At 71.0% G+C, this 19,108-nt stretch carries 18 protein-coding genes; 6 read left to right on the top strand and 12 right to left on the bottom strand.

What is annotated here, in order from left to right:
• Positions 1 to 32: 32 nt before the first annotated feature.
• Positions 33 to 605 carry an acyl-CoA thioesterase gene (locus SY2F82_RS37555; protein WP_200423581.1) on the bottom strand — a complete coding sequence of 191 codons (573 nt, stop codon included), beginning with the start codon at positions 603 to 605 and terminating at the stop codon, positions 33 to 35.
• Positions 606 to 724: 119 nt separating this feature from the next.
• On the opposite strand from SY2F82_RS37555, the gene SY2F82_RS37550 reads away from it, so the two are divergent.
• The gene (locus tag SY2F82_RS37550) at positions 725 to 2,011 is read left to right on the top strand and encodes an LCP family protein (protein WP_200423580.1); all 1,287 of its coding nucleotides are present in this window, start codon (positions 725 to 727) and stop codon (positions 2,009 to 2,011) included.
• 27 nt (positions 2,012 to 2,038) lie between these two features.
• On the opposite strand, the gene SY2F82_RS37545 is transcribed toward SY2F82_RS37550, so the two are convergent.
• Both SY2F82_RS37545 and SY2F82_RS37540 read right to left on the bottom strand, forming a co-directional pair.
• Entirely contained in the window at positions 2,039 to 2,827 is a 789-nt protein-coding gene (locus SY2F82_RS37545; RefSeq protein ID WP_200423579.1) for an Fpg/Nei family DNA glycosylase, read from the bottom strand.
• A gap of 276 nt (positions 2,828 to 3,103) precedes the next feature.
• A complete protein-coding gene (locus tag SY2F82_RS37540; protein WP_268980423.1) occupies positions 3,104 to 4,261 on the bottom strand; it encodes an acyl-CoA dehydrogenase in 1,158 nt (385 codons plus the stop codon).
• A 180-nt stretch (positions 4,262 to 4,441) separates the two neighbouring features.
• Here SY2F82_RS37540 and SY2F82_RS37535 point away from each other — a divergent pair, with 180 nt between their 5' ends.
• Positions 4,442 to 5,785: a UDP-glucose/GDP-mannose dehydrogenase family protein gene (locus SY2F82_RS37535; protein WP_200423578.1), complete on the top strand. Its 1,344-nt coding sequence runs from the start codon at positions 4,442 to 4,444 to the stop codon at positions 5,783 to 5,785.
• Between the two features lie 104 nt (positions 5,786 to 5,889).
• Here the strand turns inward: SY2F82_RS37535 and SY2F82_RS37530 are convergent, their stop codons facing one another.
• The gene (locus SY2F82_RS37530; RefSeq protein ID WP_200423577.1) at positions 5,890 to 6,393 is read right to left on the bottom strand and encodes a CGNR zinc finger domain-containing protein; all 504 of its coding nucleotides are present in this window, start codon (positions 6,391 to 6,393) and stop codon (positions 5,890 to 5,892) included.
• 198 nt (positions 6,394 to 6,591) lie between these two features.
• On the opposite strand from SY2F82_RS37530, the gene SY2F82_RS37525 reads away from it, so the two are divergent.
• Positions 6,592 to 6,951, top strand: a complete 360-nt coding sequence (locus tag SY2F82_RS37525) for a VOC family protein (RefSeq protein WP_200423576.1) — start codon at positions 6,592 to 6,594, stop codon at positions 6,949 to 6,951.
• 18 nt (positions 6,952 to 6,969) lie between these two features.
• Complete coding sequence (locus tag SY2F82_RS37520) at positions 6,970 to 7,362, top strand: VOC family protein (protein ID WP_200423575.1); 393 nt, start codon at positions 6,970 to 6,972, stop codon at positions 7,360 to 7,362.
• A gap of 107 nt (positions 7,363 to 7,469) precedes the next feature.
• On the opposite strand, the gene SY2F82_RS37515 is transcribed toward SY2F82_RS37520, so the two are convergent.
• From SY2F82_RS37515 to SY2F82_RS37505, 3 genes are read right to left on the bottom strand one after another with little or no spacing between them, the layout of a single operon-like run.
• Entirely contained in the window at positions 7,470 to 8,654 is a 1,185-nt protein-coding gene (locus SY2F82_RS37515) for a dipeptidase (RefSeq protein ID WP_200423574.1), read from the bottom strand.
• A 4-nt stretch (positions 8,655 to 8,658) separates the two neighbouring features.
• A complete protein-coding gene (purE, locus tag SY2F82_RS37510) occupies positions 8,659 to 9,189 on the bottom strand; it encodes a 5-(carboxyamino)imidazole ribonucleotide mutase (RefSeq protein WP_200423573.1) in 531 nt (176 codons plus the stop codon).
• Positions 9,186 to 10,325, bottom strand: coding sequence for a 5-(carboxyamino)imidazole ribonucleotide synthase (locus tag SY2F82_RS37505; protein ID WP_200423572.1), 1,140 nt, complete (start codon positions 10,323 to 10,325; stop codon positions 9,186 to 9,188). Before SY2F82_RS37505 ends, purE begins: the two co-directional genes overlap by 4 nt.
• Positions 10,326 to 10,638: 313 nt before the next feature.
• Between SY2F82_RS37505 and SY2F82_RS37500 the strand changes: the two genes are divergently transcribed.
• Positions 10,639 to 11,181, top strand: coding sequence for a GtrA family protein (locus SY2F82_RS37500; protein ID WP_200423600.1), 543 nt, complete (start codon positions 10,639 to 10,641; stop codon positions 11,179 to 11,181).
• Positions 11,182 to 11,409: 228 nt separating this feature from the next.
• Here the strand turns inward: SY2F82_RS37500 and SY2F82_RS37495 are convergent, their stop codons facing one another.
• Both SY2F82_RS37495 and SY2F82_RS37490 read right to left on the bottom strand, forming a co-directional pair.
• A complete protein-coding gene (locus SY2F82_RS37495; protein WP_200423571.1) occupies positions 11,410 to 12,690 on the bottom strand; it encodes an ATP-binding protein in 1,281 nt (426 codons plus the stop codon).
• Between the two features lie 208 nt (positions 12,691 to 12,898).
• Positions 12,899 to 13,576, bottom strand: coding sequence for a response regulator transcription factor (locus SY2F82_RS37490; RefSeq protein ID WP_086747411.1), 678 nt, complete (start codon positions 13,574 to 13,576; stop codon positions 12,899 to 12,901).
• A 532-nt stretch (positions 13,577 to 14,108) separates the two neighbouring features.
• Here SY2F82_RS37490 and SY2F82_RS37485 point away from each other — a divergent pair.
• The gene (locus SY2F82_RS37485) at positions 14,109 to 15,605 is read left to right on the top strand and encodes an oligopeptide:H+ symporter (protein ID WP_200423570.1); all 1,497 of its coding nucleotides are present in this window, start codon (positions 14,109 to 14,111) and stop codon (positions 15,603 to 15,605) included.
• A gap of 69 nt (positions 15,606 to 15,674) precedes the next feature.
• Here the strand turns inward: SY2F82_RS37485 and SY2F82_RS37480 are convergent, their stop codons facing one another.
• The 3 genes from SY2F82_RS37480 to SY2F82_RS37470 form a co-directional block, all read right to left on the bottom strand.
• Positions 15,675 to 17,000 (bottom strand): hypothetical protein, encoded by a 1,326-nt coding sequence (locus SY2F82_RS37480; RefSeq protein ID WP_200423569.1) that lies wholly within the window; start codon positions 16,998 to 17,000, stop codon positions 15,675 to 15,677.
• An 89-nt stretch (positions 17,001 to 17,089) separates the two neighbouring features.
• Complete coding sequence (locus tag SY2F82_RS37475; protein WP_236042042.1) at positions 17,090 to 18,166, bottom strand: hypothetical protein; 1,077 nt, start codon at positions 18,164 to 18,166, stop codon at positions 17,090 to 17,092.
• On the bottom strand, positions 18,163 to 19,080 hold the full coding sequence (locus SY2F82_RS37470) for a hypothetical protein (RefSeq protein WP_200423568.1): 918 nt from the start codon (positions 19,078 to 19,080) through the stop codon (positions 18,163 to 18,165). Before SY2F82_RS37470 ends, SY2F82_RS37475 begins: the two co-directional genes overlap by 4 nt.
• Between the last annotated feature and the right edge of the window lie 28 nt (positions 19,081 to 19,108).

The raw sequence follows: 19,108 nt of genomic DNA, 5'->3' as shown, positions 1-19,108 counted from the left end.
AACGCCGGGCGTCGAAACGGAACTACCGTGCGTCAGTCCTCGAAACCCTCCGCCGCCCTCTTCTCCCTCAGTTCCTTGATCGCTCGGCGGCGGGCCAGGCGGTGGGTGCGGCGGATCTGGGCCTCCTGGTAGCGGCGCCTGTCCCGGTCCGTCTCCGGGATCACCGGCGGGACCGGGCGGGGCTTGCCGTCCGCGTCGACCGCGGCGAAGACCAGGTAGGCGGAGCCGACCTGGGTGGGCGGGGTGGACTCGTTCCAGCGTTCGGCCAGGACCCGTACGCCTACCTCCATCGACGTCCGGCCCGTCCAGTTGACCTGCGCTTTCACATGGACCAGGTCGCCGACCCGGACGGGCTCCAGGAACACCATCTCGTCCATGGACGCCGTCACCGCGGGCCCGCCGCTGTGCCGGCCGGCCACCGCGCCCGCCGCGTCGTCGACGAGTTTCATGATCACGCCGCCGTGCACCGTGCCCAGCAGGTTGGTGTCGTTGTGGGTCATGATGTGGCTGAGCGTGGTCCGGGACGCGGAGGTGGGCTTCCCGGGGAGTGCAGCCTCTGTTTCGCCCAGAATTTCTGATTCCGGGGCGGGGGCCTGGTCTGTCATGGCCTCCACCTTATGCCGCGCCACGATCCGGAGACTTTGTGTCGGCTTCGCAACAGCCCTGACCCTGTTTTTCCTCGGCTCTTGTACGGCCCACAGCCCGACCCTGCACACTGGGGCGCATGAACGATTGGCCTGAGGGATGGTCCGACGACAGCCGCGGCAACCGCTACGGACGCGGCAGCACCAGCGCCCAGCCCGAGGGCGCGCGCGTGATGCGGCAGGTCCGGCGCACACCCGGCGGACCGGGCGGCCCCCAGGCCGCGCCGCCGTACGGCGGGGTGCCGCAGCAGCCGACGTACGACGACCAGGGGTACGGCGGCTACGACAACGGCTATGACAGCGGTTACAACACCGGCGAGGTCTACGGCAGCCCGGCCGGCAGACCCCATGGACCGGGCGGCGGCGGACCCGGCGGGGCGCGCCCCGCCCCCAACTGGCGCCGCCGGATCAAGTGGACCGCGATCACGCTGGTCACCGCCTTCGCGGTGACCTCGGTCGCCACCTACTTCTGGGCCGACTCCAAGCTCCACCGCGACGTCGACCTCTCCAAGGTCATCGACCGGCCCGCCGCGGGCAAGGGCACCAACTACCTGATCGTCGGCTCCGACAGCCGCGCCGGCATGTCGGACGCGGACAAGAAGAAGCTGCACACCGGGTCCGCCGAGGGCAAGCGCACGGACACGATGATGATCCTGCACGTCGGCGACAACGGCGACACGCTGATCTCGCTGCCGCGCGACTCGGACGTGGAGATACCCACGTACAAGGGGTCCACGTCCGGCAAGGTCTACCAGGGCACCGGACGCCATGCGAAGCTGAACGCGGCCTACGCGGAGGACGGCCCGGAGCTGCTGGTCCGCACGATCGAGTACAACACCGGACTGCGCATCGACCACTACGCGGAGATCGGCTTCGACGGCTTCGCGAACATCGTGGACGCGGTCGGCGGTGTCACGATCACCATCGACAAGGGCTTCAAGGACAAGTACTCGGGTGCCGACTTCCAGGCCGGCACGCAGAAACTGAACGGCGAGCAGGCCCTCGCCTTCGTCCGCACCCGGCACGCCTTCGCGCAGAGCGACCTGCAGCGCACCAAGAACCAGCAGAAGTTCCTGGCGGCGCTCGCCCACCAGGTCGCGACCCCGTCGACGGTCCTCAACCCGTTCAAGCTCTACCCGACGATGGGCGCCGGCCTGGACGCGCTGACCGTGGACAAGGACATGTCCCTGTGGGACCTGGGCTCCATGTTCTGGGCGATGAAGGGCGTCAACGGCGGCGACGGCAAGTCCATGAACATGCCGATCTCCGGCTCGACCGGCGGCAACCTGCTGTGGGACAAGGCCAAGGTCAAGACGCTGGTGAACGAGCTGAAGAACGACCAGACGGTGACGGTCTCCGGCGACTAGCCCGGAGCGGCGCAGCACCGACGCAGGTCAGGACCCGTCCGGCTGGCACCGCGGGCACCACACCGTCCCGCGCCCCGCGACCCGCGAACGACGCAAGGTGTCGCCGCAGCGCGGGCAGGCCGGGTACGGGTCGTCGCGGTGGCCGGTGAGCCAGGAGTCGCGCGGGGGCACGCAGCCGGCGGCGACCGCCCAGCGCAGGGTGCGGCGCATGTGTGTGTACAGGCGCCGGAGTTCGGCCTGGGTGAGATCGCTTGCCCGGCGGGTGGGGCGAAGCCCGGCGCGCCACAGGATCTCGTCGGCGAGCAGATTGCCCAGTCCGGCCAGGACGGACTGGTCCATGAGGACGCCCTTGACGCACCCGCGGCGGGAAGAGAGCGCGGCCTCGAACTCCTCGCCGTCCACCGCCATGGCGTCGGGGCCCTGGCGGCCCAGCAGCCGGGCGACGTCGCAGTCGTCGGCCAGCCAGAGTCCCTGAAGCTTGCGCTGGTCGCGGTAGCGGAGCTGGCGGTCGCCGCCCACGGTGAACAGGACACGGTCGTGGGCCCCGACCGCGTCGTCGGGGTGACCGCAGACCAGCCGGCCCGTCATTCCGAAGTGCAGCAGGAGCGTGGGACCGTCGCCGGTGCGGGCGAGCAGCCACTTCCCGTGCCGCTGCGGCTCGGTGAACCGCCGGCCTTCCAGCGCGGCGCGCAGCCGCCGCACGCTCACCCCGCGCAGGACGCCTGCGTCGCGCACGTCGACGCGTTGAACGACTCTGCCCTTCGCACAGGGCTCGAGCACCTTCCGGAATCCCTCGACGTCTGGCAGCTCAGGCATGAGGAACGCCCTTCAGCCGGCCGATGCCCGGCGTGCTCTTGGGCGGCCGCATCCGAGATGCGTCGCACCCTTCCCTGACATCTCCTTCATTCCCCGTCGGCTTCATTCCCCGTCGGCTTCATTCCCCGCCGGCGCCGTCCGGTCCCCACCGGCCACGTCCCCACCAGCCACCCGGACGCCTCCCGGCCCGGCCACCCATGCGAACGGCCCCCGGGCGATGCCGGGGGCCGAGGTGTTTCCGCAGGCGAAGGCGGTTCCCGCTAGGGAAGGTTCCTGCTAGGGAAGGTTCCTGGCCATCACGATCCGCTGGACCTGGTTCGTGCCTTCGTAAATCTGCGTGATCTTCGCGTCGCGCATCATGCGCTCGACCGGGTAGTCGCGGGTGTAGCCGTAGCCGCCGAGCAGCTGGACGGCGTCCGTGGTGACCTCCATGGCCACGTCCGAGGCGAAGCACTTGGCGGCGGCGCCCTGGAAGGTGAGGTCCGAGTCGCCGCGCTCGGACTTGGCGGCGGCCGCGTAGGTCAGCTGGCGGGCGGCCTCGATCTTCATCGCCATGTCGGCGAGCATGAACTGGACGCCCTGGAAGTCGGCGATCGGCTTGCCGAACTGCTTGCGCTCCTTGACGTAGTTCTTGGCGTAGTCGAAGGCGCCCTGCGCGACACCGAGGGCCTGGGCGGCGATGGTGATGCGGGTGTGGTCCAGGGTCTTCATCGCCGTGGCGAAGCCGGTGCCCTCCTCGCCGATCATGCGGTCGGCGGGGATGCGGACGTTGTCGAAGTAGACCTCGCGGGTGGGCGAGCCCTTGATGCCGAGCTTCTTCTCCGGGGCACCGAAGGACACGCCCGGGTCCGACTTCTCGACGACGAAGGCGGATATGCCCTTGGACCGCTTCTCCGGGTCGGTCACCGCCATGACCGTGTAGTACTCGGAGACGCCCGCGTTGGTGATCCAGCGCTTGACGCCGTTGAGCACCCAGTGGTCGCCGTCGCGCACGGCCCGCGTCTTCATGCCGGCCGCGTCCGAGCCCGCCTCCGGCTCGGAGAGGCAGTACGAGAACATCGCGTCGCCCTTGGCCAGCGGCGCGAGGTACTTCTTCTTCAGCTCCTCGGAGCCGGAGAGGATCACCGGCAGGGAGCCGAGCTTGTTGACCGCCGGGATGAGGGAGGACGACACGCAGACGCGGGCCACCTCCTCGATCACGATGACGGTGGCGAGCGCGTCGGCGCCCGCGCCGCCGTACTCCTCCGGTACGTGGACCGCGTGCAGGTCGTTCGCGACCAGGGCCTCGAGCGCCTCCTGCGGGAAGCGGGCCTCCTCGTCCACCGCCGCGGCGTACGGCGCGATCTTCGCCTCGGCCAGCGAGCGGATGGCGTCACGGAGCATGTCGTGCTCTTCGGACGGGCGGTACAGGTCGAAGTCAGCCGATCCGGCCAAGGTGTCTCACGCTCCAGAAGACGCAGTGTCGGTGACGCTAATTACCGTTAAGTAACTGGAATTTTAGGGGGCCGCCCACGGGACAGGTACGTGAGCTTGGCGACAGCTGGGAAATTGCCCCGCGAAGAGCCCGGCTATGCTCGGGCACCGGTTCACCGCCCTACCTGTTCTGGAGCATCCATGAGCCTCAAGATCACCGTGATCGGCACCGGCTATCTCGGCGCGACACACGCCGCGGCCATGGCCGAGCTGGGGTTCGAGGTGCTGGGGCTGGACGTCGTACCCGAGAAGATCGAGAGGCTCGAGCGGGGCGAGGCCCCGATGTACGAGCCCGGTCTGGAGGAGTTGCTGCGCAAGCACGTCGCGGGGATCGAGGGCTCCAGCGGACGGCTGCGCTTCACCATGGACTGGGCGGAGCTGGGCGAGTTCGGCGATGTCCACTTCGTCTGTGTGAACACCCCGCAGAAGCACGGCGAGTACGCCTGCGACATGTCGTACGTCGACGCCGCGATCGCCTCCCTCGCGCCGCACCTGAAGGGCCCCGCGCTCGTCGTCGGCAAGTCGACCGTGCCCGTCGGCTCCGCGGACCGCCTCGCCGCGTACCTCGCGGAGCGCGCGCCCGCCGGCGGGGACGCCGAACTGGCCTGGAACCCGGAGTTCCTGCGCGAGGGCTTCGCCGTCGAGGACACGCTGCACCCGGACCGGATCGTGGTCGGCGTGCGCAGCGAGCGCGCCGAGAAGCTGCTGCGCGAGGTGTACGCGACGCCGCTCGCCGAGGGCACGCCGTTCGTGGTGACCGACTTCCCGACCGCCGAGCTGGTGAAGACCGCCGCGAACTCCTTCCTCGCCACCAAGATCTCGTTCATCAACGCGATGGCGGAGGTGTGCGAGGCCGCGGGAGCTGACGTGGCCAAGCTGGCGGAGGCCATCGGGTACGACGACCGGATCGGCAAGAAGTTCCTGCGCGCCGGGATCGGTTTCGGCGGCGGCTGTCTGCCGAAGGACATCCGGGCCTTCATGGCGCGCGCCGGTGAGCTGGGCGCCGACCAGGCGCTGACGTTCCTGCGGGAGATCGACTCCATCAACATGCGCCGGCGTGGCCAGATGGTGGAAATGGCGCGGGAGGCGCTGGGCGGCGGTCCGTTCCTCGGCAAGCGGGTCGCGGTGCTCGGCGCCACCTTCAAGCCGGACTCCGACGACGTCCGTGACTCGCCCGCGCTGAACGTCGCCGGGCAGATCCACCTCCAGGGCGGCCAGGTCACGGTCTACGACCCCAAGGGCATGGACAACGCACGACGGCTCTTCCCGACGCTCGGCTACGCCGACTCGGCGCTGGAGGCGGTGCGGAGCGCCGATGTCGTCCTACACCTGACCGAGTGGCGTGAGTTCCGCGAGCTTGACCCGGCGGAGCTGGGCGAGGCGGTGGCGTCCCGGGTCCTCCTCGACGGCCGCAACGCGCTCGACCCGGACGTCTGGCGCCGGGCCGGGTGGACGTACCGGGCGATGGGCCGCCCCACCGCATAGACGCAAGGGAGACGCCGGTCCGGCCGAGGCTCAGTCGGCCGGACCGGCGTCCTGTTGCATTCTGCCCCACCGGGTCACCGGCCGACCGGTGAACTCCCTGTGGATCACGCCTCCTTCGCCCGGTACCGCCGCATCTTCGCGCGCGCCCCGCAGACCGACATCGAGCACCAGCGGCCGCGTCCGGCGGGACTGCGGTCGTAGTACGCCCAGTGGCAGGTCACGGCCTCACAGGCCTTCAGACGGCCCCAGGTGCCCGCCGCCAGCGCCTCTGCCACGGCGAGGGCCACGCGCGCGTGCAGGGAGTCGTCGGTGGGCGTCAGGCAGGCCGAGCCGTCGCGCTCGTCGACGGCCACATACAGCGGGGCCCGCGCCAGCAGCCGGGTCAGCGGGGTCACCTCGCGGTGCGGCGGGTGGCCCGCGTGGGCGAGCAGCGCGGCCCGCAACGACTCGCGCAGTTCGCGGGCGCGCGGCAGCTCGTCCTCGGTGAGAGCGAAACGGGCCCGGCCCTCCACGGTGTCCAGCGAGTCGGTGCCCGACTCGATGTCCAGCGTGTTCACCAGGGCCTGGACGAGCTCCAGGCCTCCGGGCGCGGGCGATCTGTCACTCATGCCCGCGACGTTACCTCCAGCACGCACTGATGCGGTAACTGCGGTAACCGCGGCCGGTCGGCGTGTACCTCTTGCGCTGCCACCTCATGACCGGGAGCATGAGCGTGCGGTGAGCGTTACCGGTTACTTGCCTCTATCGGTAACAGCGCCTGTCGGTGACGGCGCCCTATCGGTAACTGCGATCTGGAGGAGGAAGTCATGGCTCTCGCCAAGCTCGGCCCCGTCGTCCTGGACTGCCCCGACCCGGGCGCGCTCGCCGCCTTCTACGCCGAGGTGCTCGGCGGCCGCGTCGAGGGCGAGGGGGACTGGGTGGACCTGCGGGTGCCCGGCGGACAGGCGCTGGCCTTCCAGGCGGCGCCCGGATTCGTACCGCCGAAGTGGCCCGCGTCCGACCACTCGCAGCAGTTCCACCTGGACCTGGTGGTGGAGGACCTGGACGCGGCCGAGAAGGGGGTGCTGGAGCTGGGCGCGAAGCCGCTCGACGCGGAGGACCGCTCGCGCAGCTTCCGCGTTTACTCGGACCCGGCCGGGCACCCGTTCTGTCTCTGCGCCTGCTGACGCCGAAGGAGACCCCTCATGCCCGCTGTGGCACGTTTCCGCAACGTGGTGATCGACTGCCCGGACCCGCGCGCGCTCGCCGAGTTCTACGCGCGCGTGGGCGGCGGCACGCCCAAGGCCGAGGACGAGGAGTGGGTCGTCCTGCGGATCCCCGACGGGCCGCGGATCGGGTTCCAGCGGGTGGAGGGATACACCCCGCCCGAATGGCCGCGCGCGGACCGCAACCCGCAGCAGTTCCACCTCGACTTCGACGCCGGTTCCACCTGGGAGGAGGTGGACGCGGCGCACGAGAAGGTGCTGGCGCTGGGCGCGCGGCCGCTGGACGTGGAGGACCGGGAGAAGAAGGACTTCATGGTGTACGCCGACCCGGCGGGACACCCGTTCTGCCTGTGCCGGATCGAGCACGCCTGAACCGGCCGTTGCCCTGCCCGGCCCGGCCGTCGACAGCCGGGCCGCGCGGACGGCGGTTCGGGCCCGGTGGGACGCAGAGGACCGTCGTCCCGTCCGGCCCCTGACCGTCAGCCGTCGAGGTCCTCGATGGTCGCGTGGGACGGCGCGCGCCTGGTCTGCACGTCGCGCGCCACGTCCTCGGCCGCGCCCAGCACCCGTACCGCGTTCTGCCAGGTCAGCTTCGCCAGGTCGGCTCTCGACCAGCCGCGGTCCAGCAGCTCCGCGACCAGGTTCGGGTAGCCGGAGACGTCGCCCAGGCCGTCCGGGGTGAAGGCCGTGCCGTCGTAGTCGCCGCCGATGCCGACGTGGTCGATGCCCGCCACCTCGCGCATGTGGTCGAGGTGGTCGGCGACCGTCCCGACCGTGGCGGCCGGGCGCGGGGTGCGCTCCTCGAAGGCGCGGTGGACCTTCATCGCCTCGGGGGTGGTGTCGAGGGGGTGCAGGCCGTGCGCGCGCATGTTGTCGTCCGCCGCGGCCGTCCAGTCGACGGCCGCCTGGAGCACGAACTTCGGCACGAACGTCACCATCGCCACACCGCCGTTGGCGGGCAGGCGTTCGAGGACGTCGTCGGGGATGTTGCGCGGGTGGTCGCACACCGCGCGGGCGGAGGAGTGGGAGAAGATCACCGGCGCTTCGGTGGTGTCCAGCGCGTCGCGCATCGTGGTCGCCGCCACATGCGAGAGGTCGACGAGCATGCCGAGGCGGTTCATCTCCCGGACCACCTCACGGCCGAAGTCCGAGAGGCCGCCGACGCCCGGTTCGTCCGTCGCGGAGTCCGCCCACGCCACGTTGTCGTTGTGGGTGAGGGTCATGTAGCGCACGCCGAGCCCGTACAGGCCGCGCAGCGTGCCGAGCGAGTTCGCGATGGAGTGGCCGCCCTCGGCGCCCATGAGGGAGGCGATCCGGCCGTCCTTGCGCGCCGTCTCCATGTCGGCGGCGGTCAGGGCCGGGGCCAGGTCCGCCGGGTAGCGGGCGAGCAGCTGCCGTACGCAGTCGATCTGTTCCAGCGTCGCGGGCACCGGGTCGGGCAGGTCGCACGGCACGTACACCGACCAGTACTGGGCGCCGACCCCGCCCTCGCGCAGACGGGGCAGGTCGGTGTGCAGGCGGGCGTTCTGGTGCCGGGCGATGTCCAGGGCGTCGAGGTCGTAGCGGGCCTGTTTGCGCAGCGCCCAGGGCAGGTCGTTGTGCCCGTCGACGACCGGGAACTCCCGCAGCAGTTCCCGGGCGGCCTGCAAGGACGGCGAGGTCATCGCGTCACTTCCCCGAGTTGAAGCCGAAGCCCGCCGCCGCTCCCTCGACCTTGGAGCGCAGGCGCTTGCCCTTCTCGGTGGCCTGGTCGTTGAGGTCCTGCTGGAACTCCCGCATCCGCTGCAGCAGTTCCTCGTCGTGCGCGGCGAGGATGCGCGCCGCGAGCAGCCCGGCGTTGCGGGCGCCGGCGACGGACACGGTGGCCACGGGGACACCGGCCGGCATCTGCACGATCGACAGCAGCGAGTCCATGCCGTCGAGGTACTTCAGCGGGACCGGGACGCCGATGACGGGCAGCGGGGTGACGGAGGCGAGCATGCCGGGCAGGTGGGCGGCGCCGCCGGCGCCCGCGATGATCGCCTTCAGCCCGCGGTCCGCCGCCTGCTCGCCGTACGCGATCATCTCGCGCGGCATACGGTGTGCGGAGACGACGTCGACCTCGTACGCGATCTCGAACTCGTCGAGGGCCTTGGCGGCGGCCTCCATGACGGGCCAGTCGGAGTCCGACCCCATGACGATGCCAACAACAGGGCTCATTCGGTGATCGTGCCTCTCAGGTAGCCGGCTGCGTGACGGGCGCGCTCCAGCACGTCGTCGAGGTCGTCGCCGTAGGTGTTGACGTGGCCCACCTTGCGGCCGGGCTTCACGTCCTTGCCATACATGTGGATCTTGAGCTGCGGGTCGCGCGCCATGCAGTGCAGGTACGCCGAGTACATGTCGGGGTAGTCGCCGCCGAGGACGTTGACCATGACCGTCCATTTGGCGCGCGGGCGCGGGTCGCCGAGCGGGAGGTCGAGGACGGCCCGCACGTGGTTGGCGAACTGCGAGGTGATCGCGCCGTCCATCGACCAGTGGCCCGAGTTGTGCGGGCGCATCGCCAGCTCGTTGACCAGGATGCGGCCGTCGCGGGTCTGGAACAGCTCCACGGCGAGGTGACCGACGACGCCGAGTTCCTTGGCTATGGTGAGCGCGAGCTGCTCGGCCTCCAGGGCCAGTTCGTCGTCCAGGTCGGGGGCCGGGGCGATCACGGTGTCGCAGACGCCGTCCACCTGCCGGGACTCCACGACCGGGTAGGCGACTGCCTGCCCGTGCGGCGAGCGTACGACGTTGGCGGCCAGCTCCCGGACGAAGTCGACCTTCTCCTCGGCGAGGACGGGGACGCCGGCGCGGAAGGGGTCGGCGGCCTCCTCGACGGAGTCCACCACCCACACGCCCTTGCCGTCGTAGCCGCCGCGGACGGTCTTGAGGACGACGGGGAAGCCATCGCCCTCGGCGGCGAACGCGGCGACGTCCTCCGGGTCGCTGACGATCCGGTGCCGCGGGCACGGCACACCGATCGCGTCGAGTTTGGCGCGCATCACGCCCTTGTCCTGGGCGTGCACGAGCGCGTCCGGGCCGGGACGCACGGCGATGCCGTCCGCCTCCAGGGCCCGCAGGTGCTCGGTGGGCACGTGCTCGTGATCGAAGGTGATCACGTCACAGCCCTGCGCGAAGGCACGCAGCGTCTCCAGGTCGCGGTAGTCGCCGACGACGACGTCGCCGACGACCTGTGCCGCGGAGTCCTGTGGGGTGTCACTGAGGAGCTTGAACCTGATGCCCAGCGGGATGCCTGCCTCGTGGGTCATACGGGCGAGCTGGCCACCGCCGACCATGCCTACTACCGGGAACGTCACGCACCCAGGGTATCGGCCCGGCCGGGGAGGCCGGTTTCCGTCCCCGCCCAGGGCGTTTGGAGCGCCGTTTCCGAGGGGCTTTCGAAGGGGTACCCGAAGGAAATCCATGAAGGGTTTCCGGCACGGGGTCGAGGCGGCTTTCTTTCCGTCCTCATGTATGGTCCCCGGACACCGTTCACCGGCGCTCGTTAGCATGGCCGGGTTGACGGAGCCGTTCGGCGCTTTCGGCCGAGGGTCCGGTACAACCCGATCGACACGAACGAGACGACGGATGCAACCGAGTACGACCGACCCGACGGGGGCTGGCGACACGATGGGCAGTGGTTCCACAAGTCTGCAGGACAGGCCCCAGGCCGCAGTGCGCCGGAAGTTCGACCGGCTGCTGCGCGAGATCGCCAAGTTCGGCGCGGTCGGCGGGGCGGGACTGCTGGTCAACCTCCTGGTGTTCAACCTCGTGCGGAATGTCACAGGGCTCCAGGTGGTCCGGGCGAGCATCATCGCCACGGTCGTCGCGATCGCCTTCAACTACATCGGCTTCCGCTACTTCACCTACCGGGACCGGGACAAGAGCGGGCGCACCCGCGAGATGACCCTGTTCCTGGTGTTCAGCGCGGCCGGGCTGGTCATCGAGAACGGCGTGCTGTTCCTGGCGACGTACGGGTTCGGCTGGGACAGCCCGCTGCAGAGCAACGTGTTCAAGTTCCTCGGCATCGGCCTCGGGACGCTGTTCCGTTTCTGGTCCTACCGCACCTGGGTGTTCAAGGCCATGCCGGCGGCGTCGGCGGTGGCGGGCGCCGAGTCGATACTCCAGGCGGTGGAGGAGCAGCGCCGCCACGACGAGCACGTGACCCGCTGACCGTCGGCGCGCCCTGACAGGCGCGTGAGCAGAACATCGCCCTGGCGTCGTGCGGCGAAGAGCACCGGCCGGCGTCGTACGGCGAACATCCCTCGCGTCGTACGGCGAAGAGCACCGCCCGGCGTCGTACGGCGAACATTCCCCGCGTCGTACGGCGAAGAAGGTCGTCCAAGCCTGGGCGGCGAAGAAGTCCCGACCGACCGCTGCACCGGGCCCCCGCTCCCCGGTTCACCTCACCGTGCGTTCCGATTCCTCCTCCGGTTCGGCGGGCACCTTCAGCGGGGTGCGGGACAGGAACAGGCCGAAGACCGGGGGCTTGGCCTGGAGCATCTCCAGACGGCCGCCGTCGGCCTCCGCGAGGTCACGCGCCACCGCCAGACCGATGCCCGTGGAGTTACGGCCGCTGATGGTGCGCTCGAAGATGCGGGAGCCCAGCTCCGGCGGCACCCCCGGCCCCTCGTCCGTGACCTCCACGACCGCCTGGTTGCCGGTGACCCGGGTGCGCAGGGCGACCGTGCCGCCCCCGTGCATGAGCGAGTTCTCGATCAGCGCCGCGAGCACCTGGGCGACCGCCCCCGGCGTACCCACGGCCCGCAGGTGCCGTTTGCCGGAGCTGACGATCGCACGTCCCGCGCTGCGGTAGGCGGGCCGCCACTCGGCGAGCTGCTGCTGGATGACCTCGTCCAGGTCGAAGGAGACGGCGGAGCCGGTGCGCGGGTCGCGGGCGTTCGTCAGCAGCCGCTCCACGACGTCCGTGAGCCGCTCCACCTGCGTCAGCGCGATCGTCGCCTCCTCCTTCACGGTGTCCGGGTCGTCCGTGAGCGTGATCTCCTCCAGCCGCATGGACAACGCCGTCAGGGGTGTGCGCAGCTGGTGCGAGGCGTCGGCCGCCAGGCGCCGCTCGGCGGTCAGTATGCGGGCGATCCGCTCGGCGGAGGCGTCGAGGACATCGGCGACCCGGTCCAGCTCCGGGACGCCGTACCGCTTGTGGCGCGGGCGCGGGTCGCCGGACCCGAGGCGCTCGGCGGTCTCGGCGAGGTCGGTGAGCGGGGAGGCCAGACGGTTGGCCTGGCGCACCGCGAGCAGCACCGCAGCGATGATCGCGAGCAGCGCCACCAGGGCGATGATCAGCAGCGTACGGCCGACTTCACGCGTGACGGCGGAGCGTGGCTCCTCGACGCGGACCGTCTCCCCCTCCTCGCCCTTGGTCGTGGAGTGGATGACGTCACCGGCGGGCTGGTTGCCGACCCGGATGGTGGGCTTGCCGGGGATGTCGATCACCGCGTACCTGTCGCCGGTGACCTGGTCCTTGAAGACCGTGGCGCTGACCTTCTCGTCACCGAGGATCCGGCTGTCCACGATGCTGGCCAGCCGCAGCGCCTCGGAGTCGACGCGCTCCTGGGCGCTGTTGCTGATCGTCCGGGTCTCGACGATCACGAGGGAGACGCCGAAGACCGCGATCACCACGAGGACGACGGCGAGGGTGGACTGGATGAGACGACGACGCACGGGGCCCTCCGGGCGGTGGCTTTACGACGACCAGTGTGCCCCGGGCACGTCTGGGCCATGGGGTGGAGCCGCGTCCTGAAGGGGCGCGGGGAACTGCGCGACCAGCCGCAGGAGACCCGCGGCCGTGGACGCACACCGGCCACAACGGCGTGATGCCCTGTGGCCACCCCGACCCACACCGGATCCCGGCGGAGCCCAGCGGCAGCGCCTAGTTCTTCTCGAACCGGAAGCCCACACCCCGTACCGTCGCGATGTACCGCGGGTTCGCCGCGTCGTCGCCCAGCTTCTTGCGGAGCCAGGAGATGTGCATGTCCAGGGTCTTCGTGGACGACCACCACGTCGTGTCCCAGACCTCGCGCATCAGCTGGTCGCGGGTGACGACCCGGCCCGCGTCCCGGACCAGGACCCGGAGCAGGTCGAACTCCTTCGCGGTGAGCTGCAGCTCCTCGTCGCCCATCCAGGCCCGGTGCGACTCCACGTCGATGCGCACGCCGTGCGTGGCGGGCGGCTGCGCGGGCTCGGTGGCGCCGCGCCGCAGCAGGGCGCGGACCCGGGCGAGCAGTTCCGCCAGCCGGAACGGCTTGGTGACGTAGTCGTCGGCGCCCGCGTCGAGGCCGACGACGGTGTCCACCTCGTCGGCCCGTGCGGTCAGGATCAGGATCGGGACGGTGTGGCCCTCGGCGCGCAGCCGGCGGGCCACCTCCAGACCGTCCATGCCGGGCAGCCCGAGGTCCAGCACGACCAGGTCGACGCCGCCCTGCATTCCGGCGTCGAGCGCGGTGGGTCCGTCCTCGCGCACCTCGACCTCGTAACCCTCCCGGCGCAGGGCACGGGCCAGCGGCTCCGAGATGGACGCGTCGTCCTCGGCGAGCAGTACACGGGTCATGGGGTGATGGTAGTCCGCCCAGGACAAGAGCAAAGGTGTGAGCACGGGTGTGATGGGAATGCGAATTCTTACCTGGACCTGGGACGATGCGGCGGCGCCGACGTCCGTGACGCTCCGTGGTCACACCTGCACCTCTCGGGGGCCATTTGGGCGTAGACCTTCGAATGGGTGACCATAGTTCCGTAACCACCTGTGATCCGTGTCTCAAGTCCTTCCATATCCGGCTGCGCCGTGACGTATGGTGAGGAGAACGCCTGTAGCACCAGCAGGACCTTTGGCGGTAGCTCGACGCTGAAGGTCTCTTTTGTGTGCGGGCTGGCCTCCTCCCAGCCTTGAAGGAATGACCTGTGGCCGGGCCTTGAGCGCTCAACGCGCGTAGAGGCGTGGATCCCGGTGGTCGCCGTCCACCGCTCCGTGATCCGGGGCGGACACCCCGTGGGCGTGGGGCGGACGTCCGATCCCGCCGGTGCCGGCCGTCCCCCCACGGGCGCGTGACGCTCGTGCAGCGCGTCCCGACCAGCAAGGAACGACCATGGCGTCCAGCCTGACGAAGGACTCGGTCCGCCCGGGCACCCCCGGATCCGAGAAGACCTTCTTCGGCCACCCCCGCGGACTGGCCACCCTCTTCATGACCGAGATGTGGGAGAGGTTCTCCTACTACGGCATGAAGGCCCTCCTCCCGCTGTACCTGGTGGCACCGGGCGGCCTGCACATGAGCGCGGCCACCGCGACCGCGATCTACTCGGTGTACCTGTCGCTCGTATACCTGCTCGCCCTGCCGGGCGGCTGGTTCGCCGACCGGGTCCTCGGTCCGCGCAAGACGGTCGCCGTGGCGGGCTTCGTCATCATGCTGGGCCACCTCACGCTGGCTCTGCCCACCGCCGGTACCTTCTTCGCCGGTCTCGGCCTCGTGGCGATCGGCTCGGGCCTGCTGAAGGCGAACATCTCCACGATGGTCGGCCACCTCTACGAGGGCCCGGACGACCCGCGCCGCGACGGTGGCTTCACCCTCTTCTACATCGGCATCAACCTCGGTGCCTTCGCCGCGCCGCTGGTCATCGGCACCGTCGGCCAGAACGTCAACTGGCACCTGGGCTTCGCGCTCGCCGCGCTCGGCATGGCGCTCGGCCTCGGCCAGTTCCTGCTCGGGGGCCGTCACCTCAGCTCCCGCTCGCAGGTCGTCCCGACCCCGCTGACGGCCGAGCAGAAGAAGGCCACCCTGACCAAGGCCGCCCTGTGGGCGGGCGTCGCGGTCGTCTTCTACGCGATCGTCGGTTTCTCCGGCGTCTACACGCTGAACTGGCTGCTGGTCCCGATCACCCTCGCCGGCCTGATCATCCCGGTCCTGGTCATCGCCCGCATCAAGCGGGACAAGGAGCTGGACCGCACCGAGCAGTCGAAGATGACGGCGTACATCTGGTTCTTCGTCGCCGCGGCCGTGTTCTGGATGATCTACGACCAGGGCGGCTCGACGGTGTCGCTGTTCGCCGACTCCTCGGCGAAGAACACGATCTTCGGCTGGAACTTCCCGGTCTCCTGGTACCAGTCGGTCAACCCGGTCATGATCATGGCGCTGGCCCCGGTCTTCGCCTGGGCGTGGCTGGCGCTGGCCCGGCGCGGCAAGGAGCCGAGCACCGCGGTGAAGTTCGCGATGGGCCTGGTCCTGATCGGCGCGTCCTTCTTCCTCTTCCTCGCCCCGCTGGGGATCGCCGACGGCGGTCACAAGGCGGCCGCGATGTGGCTGGTGGCGATCTACTTCGTGCAGACGATCGGTGAGCTGACGCTGTCGCCGGTGGGCCTGTCGGTCACCACGAAGATGGCGCCGGCGAAGTACGCCTCCCAGATGATGGGCGTCTGGTTCCTGGCCGTCACCGCCGGTGACGCCACGACCGGTCTGCTGTCGATCGCGGGCGTCGACCTGAACAAGACGGGCATCGTGGCCCTGCAGGCCGCGCTCGCCGTGCTCGCCGGTCTCGCGGTGTGGATGTACCGCAGCAAGGTCAAGGAGCTCATGGGCGACGTGCACTGACGTCGCGCCCGGGCTCTCGGAGGGCCGCCGCACCCACGTGGATGCGGCGGCCCTCCGCCGTTCTGAGGGTCAGCGAACGCGGCGGGGCAGGAACGTGAAGACCGCGCCGCCCAGCAGGATCGCCGTGCCCGCCACCAGGCCGAGGGCCTTGAGGGTTCCGTGGTCGTCCGTGCCCGTCTGGGCCAGGCCGCCGCCTGTCGTACCCCCGGCCGTCGTACCGCCGCCCGTCGTACCGCCCGACGACGTGCCTCCGGACGTCCCGCCCGGCTGCTGGGCGGTGTCCAGTGTCAGCGACACCTCCGTCTTCGCCGGTGTGCACGTCGTGGTCGTGCCGAGGGCCTTGATGGTCAGCACGCCCGGCGACAGCGTCGACTCCCCGCTCGTGCCCGGTTTGTACGTTCCCGTCAGGTCCGGGATCTCGATCGGATCACCCGACTTGACCTCCTGCGCGTTCGCCGGGCCCTCGACATGGACCGCGCCCTTGTCCGCGCCGCCCACCAGGACCTCCATCGACGGTTTCACCGAGCCTTTCGGGATGTCCACCGGACTGTTCATCACCGACTTCTTGAACCGCACGGTGAGATCGAAGTTCCCGCCGTCCTTCTTCGCGTTGATCTGCACCGGCGACGTGGCGCTCTTGTCGCCGATGGGCGTCTTGCAGGCGTACGGGACCTGCACCTCCTTTCCCGTGAAGTCCCGCTGCCCGCCGCCGTCGCCGCCGGTCGCACTCGCGCTCGCCGTCGGGGACGTCGACGCGGAGGAGGTGGCCGTCGGGGACGTCGCGGTGGAGGACGCGGTCGGCAGGCCCGTCGGCGGGTTGGTGGGGAGGAGCGTCGTCGGCACCACTGTCGGCAGCCCGCCCGTCGTACCGCCCGCTCCCCCGCTCCCGCCGGTCACCTTGATGGTCGCCGCCGGTCCCACCGTCTCCTTCGGGGTGCACTTGGTGTCCGTGGAGATCGGCTTGTCGACGTTGATGGTGTAGGCGTCCGGGGTCAGCGTCACCTCGCCCGCCGACGTCAGCTTCAGGGTGCCCGTCATGTCGGACAGCTTCATGTCGCTGTTCTTGGGGATCGGCGGGTTCGACCGCGGCCCCGCCATGGCGATGCCGGCGGTCTGCGCGCCGCCCGCCTTCAGCGTGCCGGTCGGCTTGACCGTGTCCTTGTCCAGGTCGAGCACGTCGGGGTTCTTGGAAGCGGCACGCACGAACTTCCAGGTGACCGTGACCTCGTCGCCGACCTTGGCCTCGGCCGGTGCCGTGATCTCCACCTTCGTGGTGCCCTGGACCGGCGGCAGCCCGGAGATCGCGGGCGGGATGCACTCGGTGGCGTACGACACCTCGGCCGCCTGGGCCGGTGCCGCGGCGACGCCGAGCAGAAGCCCCGCACCGCACAGCATCAGTGCCGCACCTGCCGCGGCCGTCCTTCTCCCCCTGTCACCGGCCGCGCTGTTTCCGCCCGCCGCCTTGGACACTCTCCGTTGCGTTCTCACGTGTTTCCCTTCGTCGGGGTCGCCGGACTGTCCTCGTGCGGTGCGGAGAGCCGGCCGCTCGCCGCGGTCCCCGGATCCGTGTCCGGGGTGAACCACGGGAGGGCCGAAGTGGTGCCGGTCCTCGCGGGAGCGGGCGGCTTCGGCGGGCGCAGGGCGACGCCTGGCAGCCGAAGCCCCCGGTGGCGTACCACCGCGCCGCGCGGCCGCACCCGGTCCACGACCGCCATGCCGACGCGGAAGGCTGCCGTCGGCACTACCAGGCAGACCAGGACCCAGAAGACGGTCACGCCCCAGGGCCGGCCGACACCCCACGGCTGCTCGGCGAGGACCTTGCCGCCGTACTCGAGGGAGACCGTGTAGTCGCCGTGGGCGCCCGCCGTGAGCTCCACCGGCAGCCTGATCTCCGCCTTCCTGCCGGGCGCGACCGTGCCGTGCCACTGCCGCTCGTCCCACTGCGGCGCGAACACGCCGTGCGAGGTGCCGACAAGGAAGACGGGTTCCCTCACCGGCGACGAGCCGACGTTGCCGACGGTGAACACGAGTGTGCGCTGCGGCGGCGCCCCGAACCAGGTCAGCAGCCCACTGGAGCCGTCGAGACGGGTGTCCGTCAGCACCGAAAGACGCCCGGCGGCGGACTCGCCGGGCAGCGGCCTGACGGCATGCCCGGCGACCTGGAAGGCCTCGTCGGCGGTGGCCCCGGCCCCGGTGACGGCGGCGACGTGCACCACACAGGGGCACGGCGCGGGCGGCTCGGCGACCGGCAGCTTCCTGCTGAAGTGGCCCCGCGCGTCGGTCGTGACGGCTCGTCCGTCCGCGTTGGCGCAGGAGTTGGTGCCGCCGATCACCCCCCGGGACGGCGTGGCCTGCCCGCAGATGAGGATCATCAGCAGCGTCTTCGCCCGCCAGCCGCTGCCGGACACGGTGATCGAACCGCCGGAACCCGCCTGGGACGCGGACAGCTCGACGGCCGGTTTGCCGGCGCCCCAGGCGGGCGCCGCCAGGGGCGCCAGGACGAGCGCGAGCACCGCCACGGGCGCCAGCACCGCCACCAGTGCGGAGATACGCCCCTTCACCTCAGCGCTCCCGTCGACTCGGGGTCCGGACACGGCCGTTCACCGGTCCGCCGGTCCGGCGGCCGGTGCCTGCGGCGCCGTACGGCGACACCGGCGACCGCAGCCGCGAGCAGCCCCGCCCCGCTGCCCGCCACCGCGCCCCACGGCACGAACCGCGCCGACGCCGACCCGGAAGCCTGCGCCCCGCCCGCCGCCGTGACCGTGACCCGGACGTGCACCGCGTCGAGCACCGGGTGGTGCGGCCACGGCTCGGTGAGCCGGACCCGGTGGCCGGGCGGCAGGTCGAGGGGCAGGGTGCGCTCGGGACGGTCCAGGAGCCGGCCGAGGACACCGTCGGCACGGACGGCGAGCCTCGGCGTGAGCACGGTCGTACCGCGGTTGACCAGCTCGTAGGTGATCCGTCCGCCGCGCACCGCCATGTGCTCCACGGTCAGCGCGGACAACGCCGGTCCGACGACGCGGAGTCGGAGGCGTACGGCGGTGGAGCGGCCGTCCGCGCTCGCCACGACCGAGCCCGGGTGGTCACCGGGTGCCGCTCCCGCGGGCACCGCCACGGTGAACGGCACGTCGGCGCGGGACCGGGCGGGCACGGTCACCGAGACGGTGCGCACCGGGATCCGGTGCCCTCCCGTCGTGCGTGCGAAGGCGATCCACGGGCCGGAGTCGCCCGGTGCCCCCCGTGCCTCCTGGGCGCCGCGCAGCCGGACGGTCAGCGGCCGCCCGCCCGGGTTGCGCACCGACACCGCGTCCTCGAGGACCGAACCGGGCTCGCCCTCCGCGTACACGTACGGCCGCCCGCCCGCACCGCCCAGGGACCAGCCGGCCTCGGCGACGGCGGGCGCGGCGACCGGCGGGCTCGCACAGGCGACGGCGAGAGCGAGGGCGCAGGCGGAGGCGGGGCGGACGTACGGCATGGCGGCTCCTGCTGGTACGGAGGTCTGC

Source organism: Streptomyces sp. Y2F8-2 (genome assembly GCF_014905555.1).
Taxonomy (GTDB): domain Bacteria; phylum Actinomycetota; class Actinomycetes; order Streptomycetales; family Streptomycetaceae; genus Streptomyces; species Streptomyces cynarae.
This window is presented reverse-complemented; position numbering and strand designations above follow the sequence as displayed.

Excerpts from the sequence above, each read along its gene's own strand:
- SY2F82_RS37555 (WP_200423581.1), bottom strand. The coding sequence starts at position 605 with ATGACAGACCAGGCCCCCGCCCCGGAATCAGAAATTCTGGGCGAAACA.
- SY2F82_RS37550 (WP_200423580.1), top strand. The coding sequence starts at position 725 with ATGAACGATTGGCCTGAGGGATGGTCCGACGACAGCCGCGGCAACCGC.
- SY2F82_RS37545 (WP_200423579.1), bottom strand. The coding sequence starts at position 2,827 with ATGCCTGAGCTGCCAGACGTCGAGGGATTCCGGAAGGTGCTCGAGCCC.
- SY2F82_RS37535 (WP_200423578.1), top strand. The coding sequence starts at position 4,442 with ATGAGCCTCAAGATCACCGTGATCGGCACCGGCTATCTCGGCGCGACA.
- SY2F82_RS37530 (WP_200423577.1), bottom strand. The coding sequence starts at position 6,393 with ATGAGTGACAGATCGCCCGCGCCCGGAGGCCTGGAGCTCGTCCAGGCC.
- SY2F82_RS37525 (WP_200423576.1), top strand. The coding sequence starts at position 6,592 with ATGGCTCTCGCCAAGCTCGGCCCCGTCGTCCTGGACTGCCCCGACCCG.
- SY2F82_RS37520 (WP_200423575.1), top strand. The coding sequence starts at position 6,970 with ATGCCCGCTGTGGCACGTTTCCGCAACGTGGTGATCGACTGCCCGGAC.
- SY2F82_RS37515 (WP_200423574.1), bottom strand. The coding sequence starts at position 8,654 with ATGACCTCGCCGTCCTTGCAGGCCGCCCGGGAACTGCTGCGGGAGTTC.
- purE (WP_200423573.1), bottom strand. The coding sequence starts at position 9,189 with ATGAGCCCTGTTGTTGGCATCGTCATGGGGTCGGACTCCGACTGGCCC.
- SY2F82_RS37500 (WP_200423600.1), top strand. The coding sequence starts at position 10,639 with ATGGGCAGTGGTTCCACAAGTCTGCAGGACAGGCCCCAGGCCGCAGTG.
- SY2F82_RS37490 (WP_086747411.1), bottom strand. The coding sequence starts at position 13,576 with ATGACCCGTGTACTGCTCGCCGAGGACGACGCGTCCATCTCGGAGCCG.
- SY2F82_RS37485 (WP_200423570.1), top strand. The coding sequence starts at position 14,109 with ATGGCGTCCAGCCTGACGAAGGACTCGGTCCGCCCGGGCACCCCCGGA.
- SY2F82_RS37480 (WP_200423569.1), bottom strand. The coding sequence starts at position 17,000 with ATGCTGTGCGGTGCGGGGCTTCTGCTCGGCGTCGCCGCGGCACCGGCC.
- SY2F82_RS37470 (WP_200423568.1), bottom strand. The coding sequence starts at position 19,080 with ATGCCGTACGTCCGCCCCGCCTCCGCCTGCGCCCTCGCTCTCGCCGTC.